This window comes from Massilia sp. PWRC2, from assembly GCF_049896725.1.
GTDB lineage: Bacteria > Pseudomonadota > Gammaproteobacteria > Burkholderiales > Burkholderiaceae_D > JAFCUW01.
On record NZ_JAFCUW010000012.1, the window covers coordinates 68,138 to 87,485 of the forward strand.

The 19,348-nt window shown below is 63.0% G+C and carries 21 protein-coding genes; 11 read left to right on the forward strand and 10 right to left on the reverse strand.

Translation table 11 applies throughout. The annotated features are described in order from the left end of the window. Positions 1 to 45 precede the first annotated feature (45 nt). The 4 genes from ACP7BZ_RS20450 to ACP7BZ_RS20465 all read right to left on the reverse strand — a co-directional run bounded on the left by ACP7BZ_RS20450 (position 46) and on the right by ACP7BZ_RS20465 (position 2,733). On the reverse strand, positions 46 to 303 hold the full coding sequence (locus ACP7BZ_RS20450; protein ID WP_426116589.1) for a DUF6587 family protein: 258 nt from the start codon (positions 301 to 303) through the stop codon (positions 46 to 48). Next, positions 303 to 2,195 carry a ferrous iron transporter B gene (gene feoB / locus ACP7BZ_RS20455; RefSeq protein ID WP_426116591.1) on the reverse strand — a complete coding sequence of 631 codons (1,893 nt, stop codon included), beginning with the start codon at positions 2,193 to 2,195 and terminating at the stop codon, positions 303 to 305. Before feoB ends, ACP7BZ_RS20450 begins: the two co-directional genes overlap by 1 nt. A gap of 7 nt (positions 2,196 to 2,202) precedes the next feature. Further along, a complete protein-coding gene (locus ACP7BZ_RS20460) occupies positions 2,203 to 2,460 on the reverse strand; it encodes a FeoA family protein (protein ID WP_426116593.1) in 258 nt (85 codons plus the stop codon). A gap of 120 nt (positions 2,461 to 2,580) precedes the next feature. Next, on the reverse strand, positions 2,581 to 2,733 hold the full coding sequence (locus ACP7BZ_RS20465; protein WP_426116595.1) for a hypothetical protein: 153 nt from the start codon (positions 2,731 to 2,733) through the stop codon (positions 2,581 to 2,583). A 78-nt stretch (positions 2,734 to 2,811) separates the two neighbouring features. Between ACP7BZ_RS20465 and ACP7BZ_RS20470 the strand changes: the two genes are divergently transcribed. The 3 genes from ACP7BZ_RS20470 (at position 2,812) to bfr (ending at position 4,263) form a co-directional block, all read left to right on the forward strand. After that, the gene (locus ACP7BZ_RS20470) at positions 2,812 to 3,042 is read left to right on the forward strand and encodes a (2Fe-2S)-binding protein (RefSeq protein ID WP_426116597.1); all 231 of its coding nucleotides are present in this window, start codon (positions 2,812 to 2,814) and stop codon (positions 3,040 to 3,042) included. Next, positions 3,039 to 3,713 (forward strand): PepSY-associated TM helix domain-containing protein, encoded by a 675-nt coding sequence (locus ACP7BZ_RS20475; protein ID WP_426116599.1) that lies wholly within the window; start codon positions 3,039 to 3,041, stop codon positions 3,711 to 3,713. The genes ACP7BZ_RS20470 and ACP7BZ_RS20475 overlap by 4 nt, the downstream gene beginning before the upstream one ends. A 73-nt stretch (positions 3,714 to 3,786) precedes the next feature. Then, positions 3,787 to 4,263 carry a bacterioferritin gene (bfr, locus tag ACP7BZ_RS20480; protein WP_426116601.1) on the forward strand — a complete coding sequence of 159 codons (477 nt, stop codon included), beginning with the start codon at positions 3,787 to 3,789 and terminating at the stop codon, positions 4,261 to 4,263. A 61-nt stretch (positions 4,264 to 4,324) separates the two neighbouring features. Here bfr and ACP7BZ_RS20485 read toward each other — a convergent pair whose 3' ends face one another. Continuing rightward, positions 4,325 to 5,287, reverse strand: coding sequence for a PfkB family carbohydrate kinase (locus ACP7BZ_RS20485; protein WP_426116603.1), 963 nt, complete (start codon positions 5,285 to 5,287; stop codon positions 4,325 to 4,327). Beyond that, a complete protein-coding gene (locus ACP7BZ_RS20490) occupies positions 5,284 to 5,892 on the reverse strand; it encodes a glutathione S-transferase C-terminal domain-containing protein (protein WP_426116605.1) in 609 nt (202 codons plus the stop codon). Before ACP7BZ_RS20490 ends, ACP7BZ_RS20485 begins: the two co-directional genes overlap by 4 nt. Positions 5,893 to 6,037: 145 nt before the next feature. Here ACP7BZ_RS20490 and purB point away from each other — a divergent pair, with 145 nt between their 5' ends. The 4 genes from purB to ACP7BZ_RS20510 all read left to right on the forward strand — a co-directional run bounded on the left by purB (position 6,038) and on the right by ACP7BZ_RS20510 (position 9,343). Then, positions 6,038 to 7,417 carry an adenylosuccinate lyase gene (gene purB / locus ACP7BZ_RS20495; RefSeq protein ID WP_426116607.1) on the forward strand — a complete coding sequence of 460 codons (1,380 nt, stop codon included), beginning with the start codon at positions 6,038 to 6,040 and terminating at the stop codon, positions 7,415 to 7,417. Between the two features lie 214 nt (positions 7,418 to 7,631). Beyond that, positions 7,632 to 8,156: a cytochrome b gene (locus ACP7BZ_RS20500; protein ID WP_426116705.1), complete on the forward strand. Its 525-nt coding sequence runs from the start codon at positions 7,632 to 7,634 to the stop codon at positions 8,154 to 8,156. A gap of 37 nt (positions 8,157 to 8,193) precedes the next feature. Next, positions 8,194 to 8,733, forward strand: coding sequence for a YceI family protein (locus ACP7BZ_RS20505; RefSeq protein ID WP_426116609.1), 540 nt, complete (start codon positions 8,194 to 8,196; stop codon positions 8,731 to 8,733). Positions 8,734 to 8,767: 34 nt separating this feature from the next. After that, the gene (locus ACP7BZ_RS20510) at positions 8,768 to 9,343 is read left to right on the forward strand and encodes a YceI family protein (RefSeq protein WP_426116611.1); all 576 of its coding nucleotides are present in this window, start codon (positions 8,768 to 8,770) and stop codon (positions 9,341 to 9,343) included. A gap of 102 nt (positions 9,344 to 9,445) precedes the next feature. On the opposite strand, the gene ACP7BZ_RS20515 is transcribed toward ACP7BZ_RS20510, so the two are convergent. Further along, the gene (locus ACP7BZ_RS20515; protein WP_426116613.1) at positions 9,446 to 10,558 is read right to left on the reverse strand and encodes a hypothetical protein; all 1,113 of its coding nucleotides are present in this window, start codon (positions 10,556 to 10,558) and stop codon (positions 9,446 to 9,448) included. Between the two features lie 293 nt (positions 10,559 to 10,851). Between ACP7BZ_RS20515 and ACP7BZ_RS20520 the strand changes: the two genes are divergently transcribed. From ACP7BZ_RS20520 to ACP7BZ_RS20530, 3 genes are all read left to right on the forward strand, one after another. Next, the gene (locus ACP7BZ_RS20520; RefSeq protein WP_426116615.1) at positions 10,852 to 11,121 is read left to right on the forward strand and encodes a GlsB/YeaQ/YmgE family stress response membrane protein; all 270 of its coding nucleotides are present in this window, start codon (positions 10,852 to 10,854) and stop codon (positions 11,119 to 11,121) included. Positions 11,122 to 11,181: 60 nt separating this feature from the next. Next, positions 11,182 to 12,459, forward strand: a complete 1,278-nt coding sequence (locus ACP7BZ_RS20525; RefSeq protein WP_426116617.1) for a phospholipase D-like domain-containing protein — start codon at positions 11,182 to 11,184, stop codon at positions 12,457 to 12,459. A gap of 118 nt (positions 12,460 to 12,577) precedes the next feature. Then, positions 12,578 to 14,740 (forward strand): S46 family peptidase, encoded by a 2,163-nt coding sequence (locus ACP7BZ_RS20530; RefSeq protein WP_426116619.1) that lies wholly within the window; start codon positions 12,578 to 12,580, stop codon positions 14,738 to 14,740. A 68-nt stretch (positions 14,741 to 14,808) separates the two neighbouring features. On the opposite strand, the gene ACP7BZ_RS20535 is transcribed toward ACP7BZ_RS20530, so the two are convergent. Next, positions 14,809 to 15,558 carry an SDR family oxidoreductase gene (locus ACP7BZ_RS20535; RefSeq protein ID WP_426116621.1) on the reverse strand — a complete coding sequence of 250 codons (750 nt, stop codon included), beginning with the start codon at positions 15,556 to 15,558 and terminating at the stop codon, positions 14,809 to 14,811. A gap of 97 nt (positions 15,559 to 15,655) precedes the next feature. Here ACP7BZ_RS20535 and ACP7BZ_RS20540 point away from each other — a divergent pair, with 97 nt between their 5' ends. After that, positions 15,656 to 16,588 carry an AraC family transcriptional regulator gene (locus ACP7BZ_RS20540; protein ID WP_426116623.1) on the forward strand — a complete coding sequence of 311 codons (933 nt, stop codon included), beginning with the start codon at positions 15,656 to 15,658 and terminating at the stop codon, positions 16,586 to 16,588. Here the strand turns inward: ACP7BZ_RS20540 and ACP7BZ_RS20545 are convergent. Next, positions 16,577 to 16,816: a hypothetical protein gene (locus tag ACP7BZ_RS20545; protein WP_426116625.1), complete on the reverse strand. Its 240-nt coding sequence runs from the start codon at positions 16,814 to 16,816 to the stop codon at positions 16,577 to 16,579. The genes ACP7BZ_RS20540 and ACP7BZ_RS20545 overlap by 12 nt on opposite strands. Before the next feature lie 120 nt (positions 16,817 to 16,936). Beyond that, positions 16,937 to 19,270 (reverse strand): 5-methyltetrahydropteroyltriglutamate--homocysteine S-methyltransferase, encoded by a 2,334-nt coding sequence (gene metE, locus ACP7BZ_RS20550; RefSeq protein ID WP_426116627.1) that lies wholly within the window; start codon positions 19,268 to 19,270, stop codon positions 16,937 to 16,939. Positions 19,271 to 19,348 lie beyond the last annotated feature (78 nt).

A 19,348-nucleotide genomic window follows, 5' to 3' on the forward strand; every position in this document is an offset into this window, starting at 1 on the left:
GTTAGAGGGGTGTTAGAGGGGTGTTAGCGGAGTATTAGCGGGAGCTTAGCGGCGGACGATCTTGATAACGTGTTCAGTCGTCGCCGGCGCCTGCCCGTCGGCGGGCGCCGCGCACGCCTTGCAGGTGTCGCAACCGCTGCCGCAGCCGGCCGAGGTATCCAACCAGCCCGCCACTGTCGACGGCGCCGTGCCCTGCCGGCGCAGCGCGTACACCAGTTTCTGGCGCAGGGCAGCCGGCAGGTATTTGCGCAGCACGTAGAGAGCGGCGACGATCACGATCAACGCGACGATCAGGTTTTGCATCAGGCCAGCCACAGCGCCACCCGGTAGGTAATAAACGAAGCGATGTAGGCCAGCGCGAACATGTAGGCGGCCATGATCAGCGGCCAGCGCATGCCGCCCGTTTCCCGCCGCACCACCGACAGCGTCGACAGGCACTGCGGCGCAAACACATACCAGGCCAGCAGCGACAGCGCGGTGGCCATGGTCCACGATTGCGCGATGATGGGGGTGAGCGAGCCGGCCAGCGCTTCGCCGCTTTGCGACAGCGCATAGACGGTGCCGAGCGCGCCGACCGCCACTTCGCGCGCCGCCATGCCCGGCACCAGGGCGATGCAAATCTGCCAGCCAAAGCCGATCGGCGCAAATACCACCGCCATGGCGCGGCCGATCATGCCGGCGATGCTGTAGTAGATAGGCGGGTGAACGGCCCCTTCGGGTGCGCCGGGAAAGCTCGACAGGAACCACACCAGGACCATCAGGGTGAGGATGATGGTGCCGACCCGCGTGAGAAAAATGCGCGCCCGTTCCCACAGCCCCAGGGCCAGATTCTGCAGGTGCGGCCAGTGATAGCTGGGCAGCTCGAGCATCAATGGCTGTTCGCCGCTGGCGCCCATGGTGCGCTTGAAAAAATAGGCGACCGCCATGGCGCTGGCAATGCCGGCAAAGTACAGGGCGAACAGCACCAGTCCCTGCAGGCTGATGCCGCCCCAGACGTCGCGCGCCGGAATGAAGGCGGCGATGATGAGGGCGTACACCGGCAGGCGCGCCGAGCAGGTCATCAGGGGCGCGATCATGATGGTCACCAGGCGGTCGCGCGGATTCTGGATGGTGCGCGCGGCCATGATGCCGGGGATGGCGCAGGCAAAGCTCGACAGCAGGGGAATGAAGGCGCGCCCCGACAGGCCGACGCCACCCATCAGGCGGTCGAGCAGGAAGGCGGCGCGCGGCAGGTAGCCGCAGTCTTCCAGCGCCAAAATAAAAAAGAACAGGATCAAAATCTGCGGCAAAAATACCAGCACGCTGCCGACGCCGCCGAGGATGCCCTCGACCAGCAGGCTGCGCAACAAGCCTTCGCCCATGTGGGCCGAGAGCAGCTGGCCGACCTGGTCAACCCCGCTCTTGATCCATTCCATCGGTGGCGCCGCCCAGCTGAACACCGCCTGGAACACCAGGAACATCAGGGCGGCCAGCAGCAGCGGGCCGACCACCGGGTGCAGCACCACCTGGTCGATTTTTTCGGTCAGGTTGCCAGTGTCGTTGACGCTGCTGACGCAGACGTCGAGAATGCGGCGCACTTCGCGCTGGGTCGCTTCGACCGAGACGGCATCGATGGCCGAGAGCGGGTTGGCGCTGCGCTTGGGAGAATCGGGCATCAGGTCGAGGGCGCGCAGCAGCGACTTTTCGCCGCCGCTTTGCACGGCCACCGTTTCCACCACCGGCATGCCCAGTTCGACGGCCAGGCGCGCCGCATCGATGACAATGCCGCGCTTGTGGGCGACATCGACCATGTTCAGCGCCAGCACCATCGGCAGCCCGAGGCGCTGCACTTCCAGCACCAGGCGCAGGTTCAGGCGCAAGGTGGTGGCGTTGACCACGCAGACGATGGCGTCGGGCGCCTGTTCGCCCGCGCGCAGGCCGGCGACGACATCGCGGGTGATCGCTTCATCGGGGGTATGGGCCGACAGGCTGTAAGCGCCCGGCAAATCGAGCACGCGGTAGGCGCGCCCCGACAGCGAAGTAAAACTGCCTTCCTTGCGTTCGATGGTGACGCCGGCGTAGTTGGCCACTTTCTGGCGGGCGCCGGTGAGGCGGTTGAACAGCGCCGTCTTGCCGCAATTCGGATTGCCCAGCAGGGCGATCAGCGGTGTGCGCAGGTCGGCCTGGACGCGCCTGTCTTGTTCTGCTGCGACCATGACCGCCTTATTCCGGCTTGATCGACACCAGCGCCGCTTCGAAGCGGCGCAGGGCGAACGTCGATTCGCCAACCTTGATGGCCAGCGGCCCGCCCTGCACGCCCCGGCGCAGCATACGGATGCGTTCGCCAGGCACGAAGCCCAGCTCCATCAGCCGGCGCGCGACATCGGCGCCGCCCTGGGCGCCGGGCGCCAGGTGGATGACGGTACCACCCTTGCCTGCAGGGAGGGTATCGAGCGTGGTCAACTGCGAGACGAGTGTCATGGTGGGCTTAGTTGGTGAGGCCGCTTGTTGTATATAAAGGTGATGCAGCGTTGAAACAAACAGCAGGTGCGCAGCGCGGCAGCGATCTGGCACGGGAGACGTTTCCGCTCATAAGCACCATCATAAACCTAAATGCGAATAATTTCCATTTGCGTTCTTTTCTGCCTGCTGAGAAGGTGGGGTCGATACGACAAAACACCAGCCCTGGCGCGGCCCGATGATGCATTGCACAATCTGCTTGCAAAAGGCGATAATTAAGATGAGAATCTTCATTTAAATGGTAATGATTCGCATTTTGGTGCGCGCAAGTGCGTTCTGCCAGTGTGCCCTCCCCTCAAAAAAGGTTTCAGCATGATCGTTTGTGTTTGCAACAACATCTCCGACCGCGAAATTCGCCAGGCTGTCGAGCTGGGCATCACCTCGATGGATGAACTGCGCCGCGACCTCGGCGTGGCCACCTGCTGCGGCCAGTGCGCCGGCTATGCCGCCGATGTCCTGCGCAGTGCGCGCGGGGCGCCGGTCGACACCTTGATGGGCGTGACCGAGCTGCGCTTTCACGCCCGGCAGGCAGACTGCTTGTGAGCAGCACCGCCACCTTCGTCCGCCGCCCCGCCGCCAGCGCCGCTGACAAGCATGGCCGCAAGGCCGCCGTGCTCAAATGGCTGCGCAAGACCCACGGCTGGATCGGCCTGTGGGGCGCCGCCCTGGGTTTGCTGTTTGGCACCTCAGGAATCCTGCTCAACCACCGCGCGCTGCTAAAAATTCCCGCCGCGCAGAGCGAAGAATCGACCGTCCAGCTGCCCCTGCCGGTGCCCGCCCCGCGCGATGCCGAGGCGATGGCACAGTGGCTCAAGCAATCGCTGTCGATTGCCGCGCCGGCGACCAAGGTCAAGCAGGACAAGGCCAAAGCGGTGGCCTGGGGCGACGCCGCCGTCACCCAGCCGGCGCGCTGGAGCGCGTCGTTTACCACGCCGGCCAGCAGTGTGCAGGCCGAGTACTGGGTCGGCAACAGTTTTGTCAGCGTCAAGCGCAGCGACACCAATGCGTTCGGCGTGATCAGCAATTTACACAAGGGCACTGGCATGGGAGTGGCGTGGATCCTGCTGGTCGACACCCTGGCCGGCTCCATCATTTTGCTGTCGATCACAGGCGTGCTGCTGTGGACGCTGATGAACAAAAAACGCCTGGTCGGCGCCGCCATCGGCACCGTCTCGCTGCTGGCCTTGCTGGGGATCGCGGCGGCCTCGCTGTAGCTGCCGGTAACTACGCGCCACAGCGGCGCGTGCTTTGCTATGATTGCCCTACCGTGACTTTCGAAAGCCTGCCATGAAGGGTGATCCGACCATCCTGCGCCTGCTCAACGCGCAGCTGACCAATGAACTGACCGCCGTCAACCAGTACTTTTTGCATGCGCGCATGTACCGGCATTGGGGTTTCGACAAGCTAGGCAAGAAAGAATACGAGGAATCGATCGGCGAAATGAAGCACGCCGACAAGCTGATCGACCGCATCCTGATGCTCGATGGCTTGCCGAATTTGCAGGCGCTGCACAAACTGCTCATCGGCGAAAACACGGAAGAAATGCTGGCCGCCGACCTCACGCTCGAACGGGGCGCGCAGCTGACCGTCAAAGAAGGCATTTTTGAGTGCGAAAAGGTGGGCGACTATGTGTCGCGCGAACTGTTCTCGCTGATTCTCGAAGACACCGAGGAACACATCGAGTGGCTGGAAACGCAGATCGAGCTCATTGCCAAGGTGGGCCTGCACAATTACCTGCAAAGCCAGATCGGGCAGCACGCGTAACTGCGTGCTGCCGTTCGGCAAACGCAAACTTGGGACAGGCTTGCTTAGCCGAACGGCCCCGTCACAGCCCCTTCCACCGCGCCACCCACTGGTCATAAAACCCCAGATCCTGCGGCACCGCCCCGGTGACAGCGCAGATGGCGCCGGCAAATTCGTTGGCGCGTGCCAGCGTCGTCTCCAGCGGCCAGCCGCGCGCGCGCCCCAGCAGGAAGATGGCAGCGAACGCGTCGCCTGCACCGACGGTGTCGATGACGAACGGCGGCGCCGGATTGTCGCGGTGAACGATGACCTGTGCATCGCCATCAAAATACACGGAACCGCGGTGCCCCAGCGTCAGCAGCAGCCCCGTCAGGGCGAAGCGGTCGATCAGGGCGCGGCAGGCGGCGCGCACTTCCTCGCTACCGAGCGCGGTGCCGGGGGCGATCTCAAAGTACCAGTGGAACAGCGTCTCGAGCTCTTCTTCGTTAACCTTGACGATGTCCGCCGCCTGCAGCGACGCGCTGACGCAGGCGCGGTCGACCTGTTGCTCGCGCAAATTCAGATCGAGAAAACGGCTCGCACTGCTGGCCGTCCACAGCTTGTGCAAGGCTGCACGCGAACGGGCGCCGCGCTGCGCCACGGTGCCGAAATACAGGGCCGATGGCGTCACCGCCGCCATGGCGGCAACGGCCAGTTGCGGATCAATAAAATCGTAGGCCTGGCGCGGCAGCATGACGAAACGGTGACCGAGGCCGTCGGGCCGCCGTTCGACCAGCACGCGCCCGGTTTCTTCCATGCGGTCGACCTGCAAGCCCTGCTCGCTCATGGCAAAGCGCTCGAACTCGGCGCGCACGACGGCGCCATTGCGGTCGCTGCCGATGCGGGTGATCATCAGCTGCGGCGCCATGAAAGCGGCCAGATGGCGCGCTACGTTGAACGGCGCGCCGCCGACCAGCTGTTCGGTGACGAAATCGTCGACCAGCGCTTCGCCAAAGATAACGGTGGTCTGTAGCGGCGCCGCGCCGCCCGTGGCATGCTGGCTCACTGCGGCACGCTGTCTTTGAACGAGGCGCGGTCGGACAACTTGTCGAACAGGCGCGCCAGGTTGGGGTGAGCGCTCCGCCAGTCGATGGCGGGAAAGCGGAACGCCAGCCAGCCCAGGCAGCAAGCGACGGCGACGTCGGCCAGGGTGTAATGGTTGTCGTGGCAAAACGGTGATTCACCCAGCCTGGCCGACATGGCAGCGAGGCCGCCATGGACCTTGTCCATTTGCCGCTCGATCCAGACGCTGCTTTGCTGTTCGGGCGCGCGCAGGGTGGTTTCCAGGCGCACCAGGATGGCAGCGTCGAGGATGCCATCGGCCAGCGCTTCCCACACCTTGATGTCGGCACGGTCGCGGCCATTCGGTGGCAGCAACTTGCAGACCGGCGTGAGGGTGTCGAGGTATTCGGCGATGACGCGCGAATCGTAGAGCGCGCTGCCATCTTCCATCAGCAGGCAGGGCACCTTGCCAAGCGGGTTCGATTGCGCGATGACGGTGTCAGCGGCCCATACATTTTCCAGCACGAGGGCATAGTCGAGCTTTTTTTCCGCCATCACGACGCGCACCTTGCGGACATAGGGACTTGCAAGCGAACCAATGAGTTTCATACATTTTATGAGTAAAAGAATAAGGTCCAGTATAGCATCGGGCCAGCGACCGCTGGCTGCCCGCGCATCATTGAGGCGCTGCGTGCAACATCGGCTGCGACCTGCCCCCGGTGGTAAAATCGGCGTTTTGCTCACGCCTGCCGCCATGACCTCTACCGCCCCGTACTCCACCCTGTCCGCCCTCTCGCCCCTCGACGGCCGCTATGCCAGCAAGACCGACAAGCTGCGCCCGATCCTGTCGGAGGCGGGCTTCATGCACCACCGCGTCAAGGTCGAGATCGCGTGGCTGCAAGCGCTGTCGCAGGCGGGCTTTGCCGAAATCACGCCGTTTTCCGCCGCGGCCAGCGCCCTGCTCGACAAGATGGCGGCCGATTTCACGGAAAGCCATGCCACCCGCATCAAGGAAATCGAAGCGGTCACCAACCACGACGTCAAGGCCGTCGAATACTGGCTCAAGGAACAAGTCAAGGACGTGCCCGAACTGGTGGCAGCGACCGAATTCATCCACTTTGCCTGCACCTCGGAAGACATCAACAACACGTCGCACGGCATGATGCTCAAAGCGGCCCGCGATGGCGTCATCGTGCCGGCCCTGCAGGCGGTCATCGCCAAGCTGCGCGAGATCGCCCATACCAACGCCGCCCTGCCGATGCTCTCGCGCACCCACGGTCAGACCGCCAGCCCGACCACGCTGGGCAAGGAATTTGCCAACGTCGTCGCCCGCCTCGAGCGCGCCGTCAAGACCATCGCTGCCGTCGAAATCCTGGCGAAAATGAATGGCGCCGTCGGCAATTACAATGCCCACCTGGCGGCCTACCCGCAGTTCGACTGGGCGGCGTTTTCCAAAGACGTCATCGAACAGCGCCTCGGCTTGACCTTCAATCCCTACACCATCCAGATCGAGCCGCACGATTACATGGCCGAACTGTTCGATGCGATCGCCCGCGCCAACACCATCCTGCTCGACCTGAACCGCGACATCTGGACCTATGTCTCGCTGGGTTACTTCAAGCAGCGCCTGAAAGCGGGCGAAATCGGCTCGTCGACCATGCCCCATAAAGTCAACCCGATCGACTTCGAAAACTCTGAAGGCAACCTGGGCATGGCCAACGCGGTGCTCAAGCACATGGCAGAAAAATTGCCCGTCTCGCGCATGCAGCGCGACCTCACCGATTCGACCGTGCTGCGCAATATCGGCGTCGGCTTCGGTTATGCCCTGCTGGCCTACGACAGTTGCCTGCGCGGCTTGAACAAGCTGGAAGTCAATGCCGCCCGCCTCGAGCAAGATCTCGACGCCAACTGGGAAGTGCTGGCCGAACCGGTGCAGACGGTCATGCGCCGCTATGGCGTGGAAAACCCGTATGAACAGTTGAAAGAACTCACGCGCGGCAAAGGCATCTCGAAGGTGGCGCTGCGCGAATTCATTGTCACCCTGGCAGTGCCGCAGGAAGCCAAGGATTTGCTGCTGCAAATGACGCCCGCCAACTACATCGGCATTGCGGCACAGCTGGCGACCGCGGTGTAAGTGCCTGTTGGGATAGGCACCAAGTGCCGCCCGGCTGTTGTACCAGCACCAACGATGGGAGCGTCCGCAAGGGCGCTCCCGTTTTTATTTCAGCGCCACTGCGGTATGCTGGACCGTCTTTATTCAACACTTGCGCACCTTCAACAGTTTTGCGGTACTATTAGTCCTAACACGTACTAATAATTTTCCGGAGACCCCACTGATGCAGCAACCGATCGCCCGCTATACCAAGACCGCCATGGTGTTTCACTGGGTCATCGCCGTGCTGATCGTCGGCGCCTTCGTGCTGGGCCTGATCATGACGGACATCCCCGGCTTTTCCCCCACCAAGCTCAAATATTATTCGTGGCACAAATGGGCCGGCGTGACGGTGCTGGCGCTGGCCGCGCTGCGCCTGCTGTGGCGCCTGCTGCACCCGGCCCCCGGCTACCCGGCCTCCATGCAAAGCTGGGAAAAAGCCGCCGCCCACCACCTGCACCTGCTGCTGTATGTGCTGATGTTCGCTGTGCCCGTCTCCGGCTACTTTTATACGCTGGCGGCCGGCGTGCCGGTGGTCTACTTCGGCGTATTGCCGCTGCCCGTGCTCATCGATGTCGACCCGGCCCTAAAAGTCGTTTTGAAAGCCGTCCATTACTGGCTGACCATGGGGCTGGCGGCGCTGGTGGCCGTGCACGTGGCGGCCGCCCTCAAGCACGCTATCATCAACCGCGACCGCGTCCTGCAACGCATGCTGCCGTGAGCGTTTTTATTTATTCGAATTGCCCCTAGGAGACCGCATGAAATTGTTCACACTGGCGCTTGCCCTTGTCGCCTCGGCAGCCATCGCTGCCCCCCTGAAAACCGATCCCGCCAAGAGCAGCGTGTCGGCCACGTTCAAACAGATGAACGTGCCGGTCGACGCGAAGTTCAAGAAATTCACGGCCACCATCGATTACGACGCCGCCAAGCCAGATGCCGCCAAGGCCACGGTCGAGATCGACACCGCCAGCCTCGACCTGGGCGAAGCGGAAATGAACAAGGAAGTGGCGAAGAAAGAATGGTTCAATGCGGCCCAGTTCCCCAAGGCCAGCTTTATCTCGTCGTCGATCAAGGCGGCCGGTACCGGCAAGTTCAACGTCACCGGCAAGCTGACCATCAAGGGCAAGACCAGCGACGTCAGCTTCCCGCTGACCGTCAAGGCTGAGGCCGGCAAACAAGTGTTCGAAGGCGCCGTGCCCATCAAGCGGCTGACCTACAACATCGGCGAAGGCGAATGGAAAGACACCAGCACCGTCGCCGACGACGTCATCATCAAATTCCGCGTCACCGCAGGCTAAATTCGTTACCCCCACCCACACCAAAGGAATTCGCATGAACATGAAACATCTGATCGCCGCCTTCATCGCCGCCGCCGCCGCGACCGCCGCCATCGCGGCCCCGGACACCTATTCGATCGAGCCCAACCACACCTACCCCAGCTTTGAAGCCGATCACATGGGCATCTCGGTCTGGCGCGGCAAGTTCACCAAGACCAGCGGCACCGTGGTACTCGACCGTGCCGCCAAGACGGGCACGCTCGACATCACCATCGATGCCAACAGCCTCGACTTCGGTCACGAAAAGATGAATGGCCACGCCAAGGGCGCGGACATGTTCGACGTTGCCAAGTTCCCCACCGTCACCTACAAATCGACCTCGATCACGTTTAATGGCGACACCCCGGCCACCGTCAATGGCGAGCTGACCCTGCATGGCGTGACCAAGCCGGTGGTACTGACCATCAATAAATTCAAGTGCATCCAGCACCCGATGTTTAAGCGTGAAGCGTGCGGCGCCGATGCCTCGGCCACCTTCAACCGCGCCGACTTTGGCATCGATTACGCCGTCAAGATGGGCTTTAACCCGGTCGTCAAACTGGCGATCCAGGTCGAAGCCATCAAGCAGTAAGCTTGGCAGTAAGGCTGGCACCAAGACTTACTATCAGCAATGCAAAAAGCCCCGCATCGAACCGATGCGGGGCTTTTTTACTGGTGCGATACAACTGAAAAATTAACGGCCGTCGCGACCCACCCGTTCCCAGGCGGCGCGGGCTGCCGCGCGCGCATCGAGCCAGTCCAGGCGCGATTGGCCCTTGCTGCGGTTCCAGTCATTCGACAGGTCGGTTTCGATGCTGTCAAAGGTCTGGCCTGCATAACGATCGCGGCCGTTGTAACCCAGCTGATAGGCCGGCGCATAGTCATCGTAGCTGTATTGCGACGAATAGTATGGCGCGCTGCTGTAGGAGTCGCGCCAGTAAGCATCTTCTGCCGCCGGATTGACCATGCTGCCCGCCATATGGCCAGCCATGCCACCGACCACGGCGCCAACAGCGGCGCCCGCGGCCATGCCAATCGGCCCGCCGACCACGCCCATCGATGCACCGGTCGCCGCCCCGGCACCGGCGCCGACGCCCTTGGCCAGATTGTGCTCGTCCAGTGCATCACCGGACTTCGGATTGATCACTTCGCCCACGCCCTTGCCTGCCAGGCCGCCCGCGATGCCGCCGAGAGCGGCGCCCGCGAGGGTGCCAACCGGGCCCGCGACCGAACCGATCACCGCACCGGTGGCGGCGCCGCCGGCGGCGCCGACGCCAGTGCCGATGATGTGTTCGCCGGCGCTGTCAGACCAGCTGCGTTCGACGTAAGCGGCGTCGTCGTCCGAGCGCGGCGTCACGCCCATCAGGATGCCGCCATTTTTGATGCCTTCTTCGTAGTGCACCACGCGCTCTTCCGGGATGCCGGCGCCGATCAGCGCACCCACCAGGCCGCCGGCGACACCGCCAGCGCCAGCGCCCGCCAGGGCAGCGGCAATCGGGCCTGCGACCACCAGGCCGATGCCTGGCAGGACCAGGGTGGTGCCGACCGCGGCAATACCGGCCAGTACGGCGCCGATGGTGCCCCCGATGCCGGCGCCAATGCCGGCGCCTTCGGCAGCTTTACTGCCCAGCTCGGTATCGGTATCGCCGAAATGGGTTTGCCGGGTGTCGTCCGACATCATCAGGGTGACATCGTCTTTCGAATAACCGCGGTCAGCGAGCGAGTTGTAGGCGCGCTCGGCGCTGTCGCGGTCGCGGAACAGGCCGGTAACCATGCGGGAATTGTTGTTTGTCTCGGTAGTGTTCATGGATGTGTCCTTGATGGTTGAGGTGCAGATGTGCAGATGTGCAAACGTCCCGCTTCTACAAGCATTTACTTGCCAGTGGAGTAACATTAATACGCGCACACCGTTTTCTCTGTTAGCTCACGCACGGTGCTCGGTACATTCCTGCCAGCACTAATTTGCCCAGCCCGCTGTCGCCATCAAATAATGCCGCGAAGGTTCGCTGCCGCACCGACTGGTGGTGTCGACCTGAATAGACTTTTTCGCAAGACCAGAGGCCATGGTCTCGGGCGCATTTCAACTTTAGGAGAAACACCATGTTATTTATTATCTGGATCGTCGTTGGCGGCATCTTGGGTTGGCTGGCCAGCCTGGTCATGAAAACGGACGCTGAACAAGGCATGATTCTTAACGTCGTCGTCGGCATCATCGGCGCCTTCCTGGGCGGCTGGCTGCTCTCGCCCCTGTTCGGCACCGGCACCATCAATTCGAACGACTTTAGCGTCACCTCGCTGCTGGTGTCTTTCCTTGGCGCCGTCATCCTGCTGGCCATCGTCAACCTGTTCCGCCGCGGCCGCACGCGCTAAGCAGTCGCGCTCCACCGACCAACGCTGCGGCGTTGGTTTTTTTTCACCTTGAGAGTTGCAATGAGAACAAAGCCTGTGGTGACGATCATGCTGACCTGCGCAGTCACCCTGCTGGCAGGATTTCTGTTTCTCAATTTTGCGCCCAGCGAGAAAAAAATCGAACAGCAGCTCAGCCGCCGTTACGACGTCGCCGATCCGCAGTTCCGCCGCTCGATGGATGTGCTGCTGGGACCGCCCATGCTCGAGGGCAATAAGGTAGAAGTGCTATTGAACGGCGATCAAATTTTCCCGGCAATGCTCCGCGCCATCCGCGGCGCCAAACAGACCATCACCTTCGAGACGTATATTTACTGGTCGGAAACGATCGGCAAAGAATTCTCCGACGCTCTCATCGAGCGCGCGCGCGCCGGCGTCAAGGTCCACGTGATGCTCGATTTTATCGGCTCGATCAAGATGGACGAAGCTTCGATGAATGCGATGCGGGCGGCCGGCGTCGAGTTGCAGCGCTATCACAAGCCGGTCTGGTGGAAACTGACGCGCCTGAACAACCGCACCCACCGCAAGCTGCTGGTGGTCGACGGCAAGGTCGGGTTTACGGGCGGGGTCGGCATCGCCGACAAGTGGCGCGGCCACGGCCAGGATGAAGACCACTGGCGTGACACCCACTTCCGCGTCGAAGGCCCGGTGGTGGCGCAAATCCAGGCGGTATTTACGGACAACTGGATCAAGTCGACCGGCGCCGTGCTCGATGGCGTCCGCTATTTCCCGCCGCTGCCCGATGCAGGCACCGAGGCGGCGCAAATGTTCAGCAGTTCACCCACCGGCGGCAGCGAAAGCATGCATTTGATGTATCTGATGGCGATCACCGCAGCACGCCATTCGATCCGCCTGTCGAACGCCTATTTCGTGCCGGACGCGCTGACCGTCAAGGCACTGGTGGCGGCGCAGCAACGGGGCGTCAAGGTCCAGATCATTACGCCTGGCAAGATCATCGATTCGGGCGTGGTGCGCGCCGCCTCGCGCGAAGAATGGGGCCCCTTGCTGGCGGCCGGCGTGCAAATCGCCGAATACCAGCCCACCATGTTTCACGTCAAGGCGCTGGTGGTCGACGACCTGCTGGTGTCGGTAGGCTCGACCAACTTCGATAACCGCTCGTTCAGCCTGAATGACGAAGCCAATCTGAACGTGCTCAATGCCACTTTTGCCCAGCAGCAATCAAAGGTCTTCGACGCTGACTGGGCGCGCGCCCGCGTGGTCAGCTACGCGGCCTGGGAGCAGCGCCCGCTGCTGGCGAAAATGATGGGCAAAATCGCCAGCGTGGTCGGTTCGCAACTGTAAAAGGGGGTGGCGGGCGTGGTGGCGGAAACAATTTAGTTGACTAACAGGCAGGCGCTGACGATACTCTGGAACGCTCTACCCGAGCGCCCGTCCGATTGACCTCTGTGAGACACTGCGAATGAAAAAGACCCTCCTGACGCTCGCCATCCTGAGCACCGCATCCGCCGCCCATGCCGATGAAGGCATGTGGATGCCGCAACAGCTGCCACAAGTAGCCAAGCAACTCAAAGCCGCCGGCCTCAAACTTGACCCGGCCACCCTGACCAAGCTGACCGAATTCCCGATGGGCGCGATTGTCAGCCTGGGCGGTTGCTCGGCGTCCTTCGTTTCACCGCAGGGTCTGGTTGCGACCAATCACCACTGTGTCTACAACAGCGTAGCGGTCAATTCGACGACGCAAAACGATTTACTGGCCAACGGCTTCCTGGCCAAGACGCTGGCCGATGAATTGCCGGCCGCCCCAGGCAGCCGCATTTTCGTCACCAAGGATGTCAGCAACGTCAGCACCAAAGTCATCACGGCCGATGTCGCCAAACTGGCTGGCAAGGCGCGCATTGACGCCATGGAAAAGAATGAAAAAAGCCTGGTGGCCGAGTGCGAAAAAGACCCCGGACACCGCTGCACGGTGGCCAGCTATTACGGCGGCCTCGAGTTTTACCTGATCAAGCAACTGGAAATTCGCGACGTGCGCCTGGTGCACGCGCCACCGGCCGGCGTCGGCAAGTTCGGCGGCGATACCGACAACTGGATGTGGCCGCGCCACACCGGCGACTACGGTTTTTACCGCGCTTATGTCAGCAAAGATGGCAAGGCTGCCGACTTCTCCAAGGACAACGTTCCTTACGTGCCGGTGCACTACCTGAAGCTGGCCAAGCAGGGCGTCAAGGAAGGCGATTTCATCATGGTGGCCGGCTATCCAGGCCGCACCAACCGGCACCGCCTGCCATCTGAAGTGGCGTACACCTTCGACCAGAACTACCCGGCCTTTATTAAAACCTCGGGCGAAACGCTGGCCATCATCGAGCGCGAAACCAAGAACGACCCGGCTGCCAAGCTCAAATACGCTGGTCAGATCGCCGGCGTCAACAATTACTACAAGAACCGCAAGGGCATGCTGACCAGCTACGAAGGCAGCGATTTCCTGGCCCGCAAGACGCGCGAACACGCCGACCTGAAAGCCTGGGTCAACGCCAATCCTGGCCGTCAAAAAGAGTACGCGGCCGATATCGAGATTGTGGAAAAGCTGATCGCCGAGCGCGATGCCCAGACCATGCGCGACTGGTATCTGATGTCGTCGTCGCCCCGCCTGCTGGGCACGGCGCGCTCGCTGTACCGCCTGTCCAACGAAATGGCCAAGCCGGACGCCGAACGTAAATCGGGTTACCAGGACCGCGACCTGAACCGCTTCAAGGCGGGCGTGGCCGGCATCGATCGTACCTACGATCCGAAGGTCGACAAGGCCCTTGTGATGAACAGCCTGGTCAAGTACGCCGCCCAGCCAGCAGCCTCGCGCAACGCCAATTTTGACGCCGCCATCGGTATCAAGGACGGCATCAGCGAAGCGCAGTTGTCCAGCCTGCTCGACGCCATGTACAGCAAGACCACGCTGAACGACGCCAAGGTGCGCGCCGAGTGGCTGAGCAAGAAACCAGCCGACTTCAAGGCCAGCAACGACCCGTTCATCCAGGCAGCAGTGGCCATGTATGACGGCGCCATGAAACGCGAAGCCGATGACGAAGAACTGTCGGGCAAGATCCAGCAATCCTACGCCAATTACATGAAGGCAAAAATCGCCTACATGAACAGCAAGGGGCAGGCGGTCTACCCTGACGCCAACAGCACCCTGCGCGTGACCTTCGGCAAGATCGCCGGTCGCGACCATGGCGCCGACGGCACCGGTTCGTGGACGGCATTTACTACCGTCAAGGGCGTGCAGGCGAAGGCCACCGGCGAAGGCGAATTCAATGCGCCGCAAGCCCAGCTGACCGCCATCAAGAACAAGGATTTCGGCAACTTCGTCGATGCGAAACTGAAAACCGTGCCGGTCAACTACCTGGCCACGCTCGACATCACCGGCGGCAACTCCGGTTCGGCAGCGCTGAACGCCAAGGGCGAATTCATTGGTCTGGCCTTCGATGGCACGCTCGACTCCATCATTTCCGACTGGGACTTTAACAAGGCCAACACCCGCGATATCCAGGTGGACGTCCGTTACATCCTGTGGAACATGAAGCATGTCGATCACGCTGACAATCTGATCAAGGAAATGGGCGCCGAATAAGCGTTTATTTTGAAAAAAAACCGCGCTGCCTGCGCGGTTTTTTTTCGACCGATGAGATCGCGACCGCCTCAGCGCGCCTGCGCCGCCCACACCAGGGCGTCGGCACCGGCCGGCATGTACAGCGCAGAAGCCGGCTCGGTGGCTGCCTGCCACACCGCCTCGACCACGTCCTCTGCGCGCGTTCCGGCAGCCGTCGATTGCGCCATGGCGGCCATCGTGCGTTGCATGAATTGACCGTACAGGTCGCTGTCCATGCCGCGCAGCCCGGCACGGGCCGTTTCGCGGAAACGCGTCTCCCCCGACGAGCCCGGCAGTACGATGTGCACGCGCACGCCAAACTGCGCCAGCTCGCTGGCCAGCGACTCCGAGAACGCGTTCACCGCCGCCTTCGCTGCCCGATAGACGCCGACCAGCGGCAGCGGCTTGTAGGTCACGCTCGAGGTCACATTGATGATCACCCCCGCTTGTCTTGCACGCATCTGCGGCAGCACCGCGTGGGTGACAGCCAGCGTGCCCAGCGTGTTGGTGTCGAACAGCGCGCGCACGGTGTCCATGTCCATCAACTCGAACGGCGCCGGCGCGCCAAAGCCAGCGTTGTTGACCAACACATCGATGGGGCCAGCCGCTTCAATCGCCCGGGCAATGCTGTCAGCGTCAGTGACATCGAGCTGCATGATGTGCAATTGGGGGGACGGCCCCAAGACGTCATGTTGCACCGTGCGCATGGTGGCTATCACGCGCCAGTCATGGGCGAGAAAATGGCGCGCCGTTGCCAGCCCGAAGCCGGAAGAGGCGCCAGTAATGAAGATCGTTTTCATGGATGTCATTCGTAAAGTGGACGGTAGCGTGACGATAGCCCGGTTCACCCGTACCTGCTACACTGGAAAGTCCATATCTGTTTAGCGAGAGTCCAGAGTGATCGATCCGCTGGCCGACGTCGTCACCCTGCTGCAGCCGGCTGCCCGCTTTTCAAAACACATCGTCGGTGCCGGCCAGTGGCACAGCCGGCGCTCCGATGCCGGGCAACCGTTTTATTGCGTGGTGCTTGAAGGCAGCTGTCGTCTGACCCTCGACGGCCATGCTCCCAGCGTGTTACAGGAAGGCGACTTCGCCCTCATCCCGGCGGCATTCGGGGTCACCATGTCGAGCGTGATGCCGAACGTGATGCCGAACACGAAAGCGCCGGCGCACGCCAGCAACGCGGTGCCGGTCGCCCTTGGTGACGGCGTATTCCGGATAGGCGAGCAAGCCGGGCCGACCGATCTGCGCATCCTGGCCGGCCACTGCAGCTTCGGTTCACCGAATGCGGCCCTGCTGGTGTCGCTGCTGCCGGCACTGGTCCACGTGCGCGGTGAACCGCGCCTGGCAATGCTGGTCAAACTGTTGAACGACGAATCGCGCCAGCAGCGGCCGGCACGCGAGATCGTCCTCGCGCACCTGCTGCAAGTGTTGCTGATAGAAGCATTACGGTCGAGCGCGGGCACCGCCGCCCCAGCGGGCCTGGTGCGCGGCCTGGCAGACCCGCGCCTGGCGGCGGCGATCCGCGCCATGCACGAAGCGCCGGCGCGCGCATGGACGGTGGTCGAGCTGGCCAACGCCGCGGCGCTGTCGCGCTCGACGTTCTTTGGCCGCTTTAAGCGCCTGGTCGGCATGGCGCCGATGGCCTACCTGCTGGCGTGGCGAATGGCCCTGGCGCAAGACATGCTGCGCCGCGGCGAGGGCAGTGTTGCCGCCATCGCTGAGCGGGTGGGCTACGGTTCGGCCAGCACCTTCAGTGTCGCCTTTTCGCGCCACGTCGGCCGCACGCCCACGCAATGTGCCAACGCGCCGCTGGCATCAACGGCGTAGCTGCCGGTCAGCCGAGTTCAGCACCCGCAACACCAGCGCCGCCGGCAGCCGCCGGACAATCATGAACACATGTGCCGCCGGCCGGCCAAAGGCCCGCCGCAGTGCCTGCGCCTGATAGACGGCGCGCGCCGTAGCGCGGTCGCGGCGGCCGGCGCGCGCGCCGGGCGTCTGCAAGCGCAATCGGCCCGCTTCACTGGTGCCGTCGGGCACCTCAGAATCCCCTGCCATGATATTGCAGGGTGCGCGCGCGGCGCCGGCGCAACGTCGGCACGCAGTCAAAACAGTGGAACATGGCAGCAATCTAAAAGGTAAGTAAAGTTTTCCTCATGAATGCTAATGCACTTGGCATCAATGTTCTGTGCGCTCGCCCACCGTGGACGACGACGTGCGGCTTTCCGCGCGCAGCTGTCGCGCCGCCGTCACCATATTGGCCAGCGCCGCGCGGGTTTCCGGCCAGTCGCGCGTCTTTAAGCCGCAATCCGGGTTGACCCACAGCTGACTGGCCGGAATCACCTCGGCGGCCTTGCGCAGCAGGCGCGCGATCGCATCGACGCTGGGCACGCGGGGCGAATGGATATCGTAGACGCCAGGGCCGATTTCGTTGGGATAGGCAAACTCGCCAAAGCCACGCAGCAATGCCATATCGGAGCGGCTCGTTTCGATGGTGATGACGTCGGCATCCATGGCGGCAATCTGCGGCAGGATATCGTTAAACTGGGCGTAACACATGTGGGTGTGGACCTGGGTGGCATCGTCGACGCCGCTGGCGGCGACGCGGAAAGCGGCGGTTGCCCACTCGAGGTAAGCGGGCCAGGCGGCGCGCCGCAGCGGCAAGCCTTCGCGCAGGGCCGGCTCATCGATCTGGATGATGCCGATGCCAGCTGCTTCCAGGTCCGCCACCTCGTCGCGCACGGCCAGCGCCAGCTGCAGCGCGGTGCGCGAGCGCGGCTGGTCATCGCGCACGAACGACCATTGCAGCAGCGTGATGGGGCCTGTCAGCATGCCCTTGACGGGACGCGCGCTCAGGCTTTGCGCATAGGCGCTCCACGCCACCGTCATCGGGCCGCGGCGGCCGACGTCACCAAACAGCAAAGGCGGCTTGACGCAGCGCGAGCCATACGATTGCACCCAGCCGTTGGCGCTGAAGGCAAAGCCGTCGAGCTGCTCGCCGAAGTACTCGACCATGTCGTTGCGCTCGGCCTCGCCGTGCACCAGCACGTCAATGCCGAGCGCCTCCTGTTCGGCGACGGCGGCGGCGATTTCCCGGCGCATCGCCGTGTGATAGGCGTCCTCCGCCAGTTCGCCGCGCTTGTGGGCGGCGCGCATGGCGCGAATGGCCGCTGTTTGCGGGAAGGAACCAATGGTGGTGGTGGGGAAGGCGGGCAACTTAAAACGGCTGCGCTGGGCCGCCTGCCGCACCGAAAAAACGCTGCGACGGCGGTCGGCAGCAGCCGGCAGCGCCGCCACCCGCGCCGCCACCGCCGGCTTGCTGACGCGCGCACTGCTGCGCCGCGCGGCCAGCGCCGCCCGCGTCGTCGCCATCTCCGCTGCGACGCTGGCATGGCCGTCGTTGAGGGCGCGCTTGAGCAGGTGCAGTTCAGCGATTTTTTCACAGGCACCGGCCACCCAGCTGCGCAGTTCGGCATCGAGGGCGCCGTCGTCGGCCAGGGTGACGGGCACGTGCAAGAGCGAACAGGAGGGCGCGATCCACAGGCCGGGCCGGCGCGCCAGCATCGGCGTGAGCACCTCGAGCGCCGCATCGAGATCGCTGCGCCAGATATTGCGGCCGTCAATGATGCCGACCGACAGCACTTTATGGGGCGGCAACCAGTCGAGCACGGCGGTGAGCTCGTCGGCGGCGCGGATGGCATCGACGTGCAGCCCGGCCACCGGTAGCTTGCAGGCCAGGCTCAGCTGTCCCTGCAGTGGTGAAAAATAGGTCGCCAGCAGCACCGACAAGTGCGCCGTGGCCAGTGCGTGATAACTGCGTTCGAACGCCAGCACCCAGTCACCGGGCAAATCGAGGCCAAGGATGGGCTCGTCGATCTGCACCCAGTCGACGCCGGCCGCCTTGAGTTGCTGCAGCAATTGCACGTAGACGGGCAGCAACTGGTCGAGCAGCGCCAGGCACTCAAGGCCAGCGGCCTTGCTTTTACCCAGCCACAAAAAGGTCAGTGGCCCCAGCAGCACCGGCTTGACCGGGTGGCCCAATGCGCGCGCTTCGGCCACTTCGGCCAGCAGCGCCGCCGCGTGCAGGCTGAAACGGGTGGCGTCGTCAAATTCCGGCACCAGGTAGTGGTAATTGGTATCGAACCACTTGGTCATTTCGAGCGCCGCGCCGTGCTGATGGCAACACGCGGCACCCTCTTGCTGGGCGGCGCCGCGCGCCATGCTGAAATAGCGCGCCAGTGGCGTGTCGCTGTCGGTAAAAGCAAAGCGGGCCGGCGCGCAGCCGAACAGGGAAATGTGGTCGGCCACGTGGTCGTACAGGGAAAAATCGCCGACGCTGACGAAGTCGAGGCCGGCGTCAATCTGCTGCTGCCAGTTGCGCTGGCGGACGGCGGCGGCGCGCTGTTGCAGCGCCGCTTCAGTGAGCTCGCCGCGCCAAAACTGTTCGACGGCAAATTTGAGTTCGCGCGCGGCGCCGATGCGGGGAAAGCCTAGTGTATGAGATTTAATCATGATAAATTCCGTTTCAATGAAAAGATCTCATGATGATGGCGGGTCCGTCTGTCCACTTCAAACGAAAAATTTGCGCGT

Bases quoted from the DNA above. Each gene is read 5' to 3' on its own strand.
- ACP7BZ_RS20450 (WP_426116589.1), bottom strand. From the start codon at position 303: ATGCAAAACCTGATCGTCGCGTTGATCGTGATCGTCGCCGCTCTCTAC.
- feoB (WP_426116591.1), bottom strand. From the start codon at position 2,195: ATGGTCGCAGCAGAACAAGACAGGCGCGTCCAGGCCGACCTGCGCACA.
- ACP7BZ_RS20460 (WP_426116593.1), bottom strand. From the start codon at position 2,460: ATGACACTCGTCTCGCAGTTGACCACGCTCGATACCCTCCCTGCAGGC.
- ACP7BZ_RS20465 (WP_426116595.1), bottom strand. From the start codon at position 2,733: ATGAAGATTCTCATCTTAATTATCGCCTTTTGCAAGCAGATTGTGCAA.
- ACP7BZ_RS20470 (WP_426116597.1), top strand. From the start codon at position 2,812: ATGATCGTTTGTGTTTGCAACAACATCTCCGACCGCGAAATTCGCCAG.
- bfr (WP_426116601.1), top strand. From the start codon at position 3,787: ATGAAGGGTGATCCGACCATCCTGCGCCTGCTCAACGCGCAGCTGACC.
- ACP7BZ_RS20490 (WP_426116605.1), bottom strand. From the start codon at position 5,892: ATGAAACTCATTGGTTCGCTTGCAAGTCCCTATGTCCGCAAGGTGCGC.
- purB (WP_426116607.1), top strand. From the start codon at position 6,038: ATGACCTCTACCGCCCCGTACTCCACCCTGTCCGCCCTCTCGCCCCTC.
- ACP7BZ_RS20505 (WP_426116609.1), top strand. From the start codon at position 8,194: ATGAAATTGTTCACACTGGCGCTTGCCCTTGTCGCCTCGGCAGCCATC.
- ACP7BZ_RS20510 (WP_426116611.1), top strand. From the start codon at position 8,768: ATGAACATGAAACATCTGATCGCCGCCTTCATCGCCGCCGCCGCCGCG.
- ACP7BZ_RS20515 (WP_426116613.1), bottom strand. From the start codon at position 10,558: ATGAACACTACCGAGACAAACAACAATTCCCGCATGGTTACCGGCCTG.
- ACP7BZ_RS20520 (WP_426116615.1), top strand. From the start codon at position 10,852: ATGTTATTTATTATCTGGATCGTCGTTGGCGGCATCTTGGGTTGGCTG.
- ACP7BZ_RS20525 (WP_426116617.1), top strand. From the start codon at position 11,182: ATGAGAACAAAGCCTGTGGTGACGATCATGCTGACCTGCGCAGTCACC.
- ACP7BZ_RS20530 (WP_426116619.1), top strand. From the start codon at position 12,578: ATGAAAAAGACCCTCCTGACGCTCGCCATCCTGAGCACCGCATCCGCC.
- ACP7BZ_RS20535 (WP_426116621.1), bottom strand. From the start codon at position 15,558: ATGAAAACGATCTTCATTACTGGCGCCTCTTCCGGCTTCGGGCTGGCA.
- ACP7BZ_RS20545 (WP_426116625.1), bottom strand. From the start codon at position 16,816: ATGGCAGGGGATTCTGAGGTGCCCGACGGCACCAGTGAAGCGGGCCGA.
- metE (WP_426116627.1), bottom strand. From the start codon at position 19,270: ATGATTAAATCTCATACACTAGGCTTTCCCCGCATCGGCGCCGCGCGC.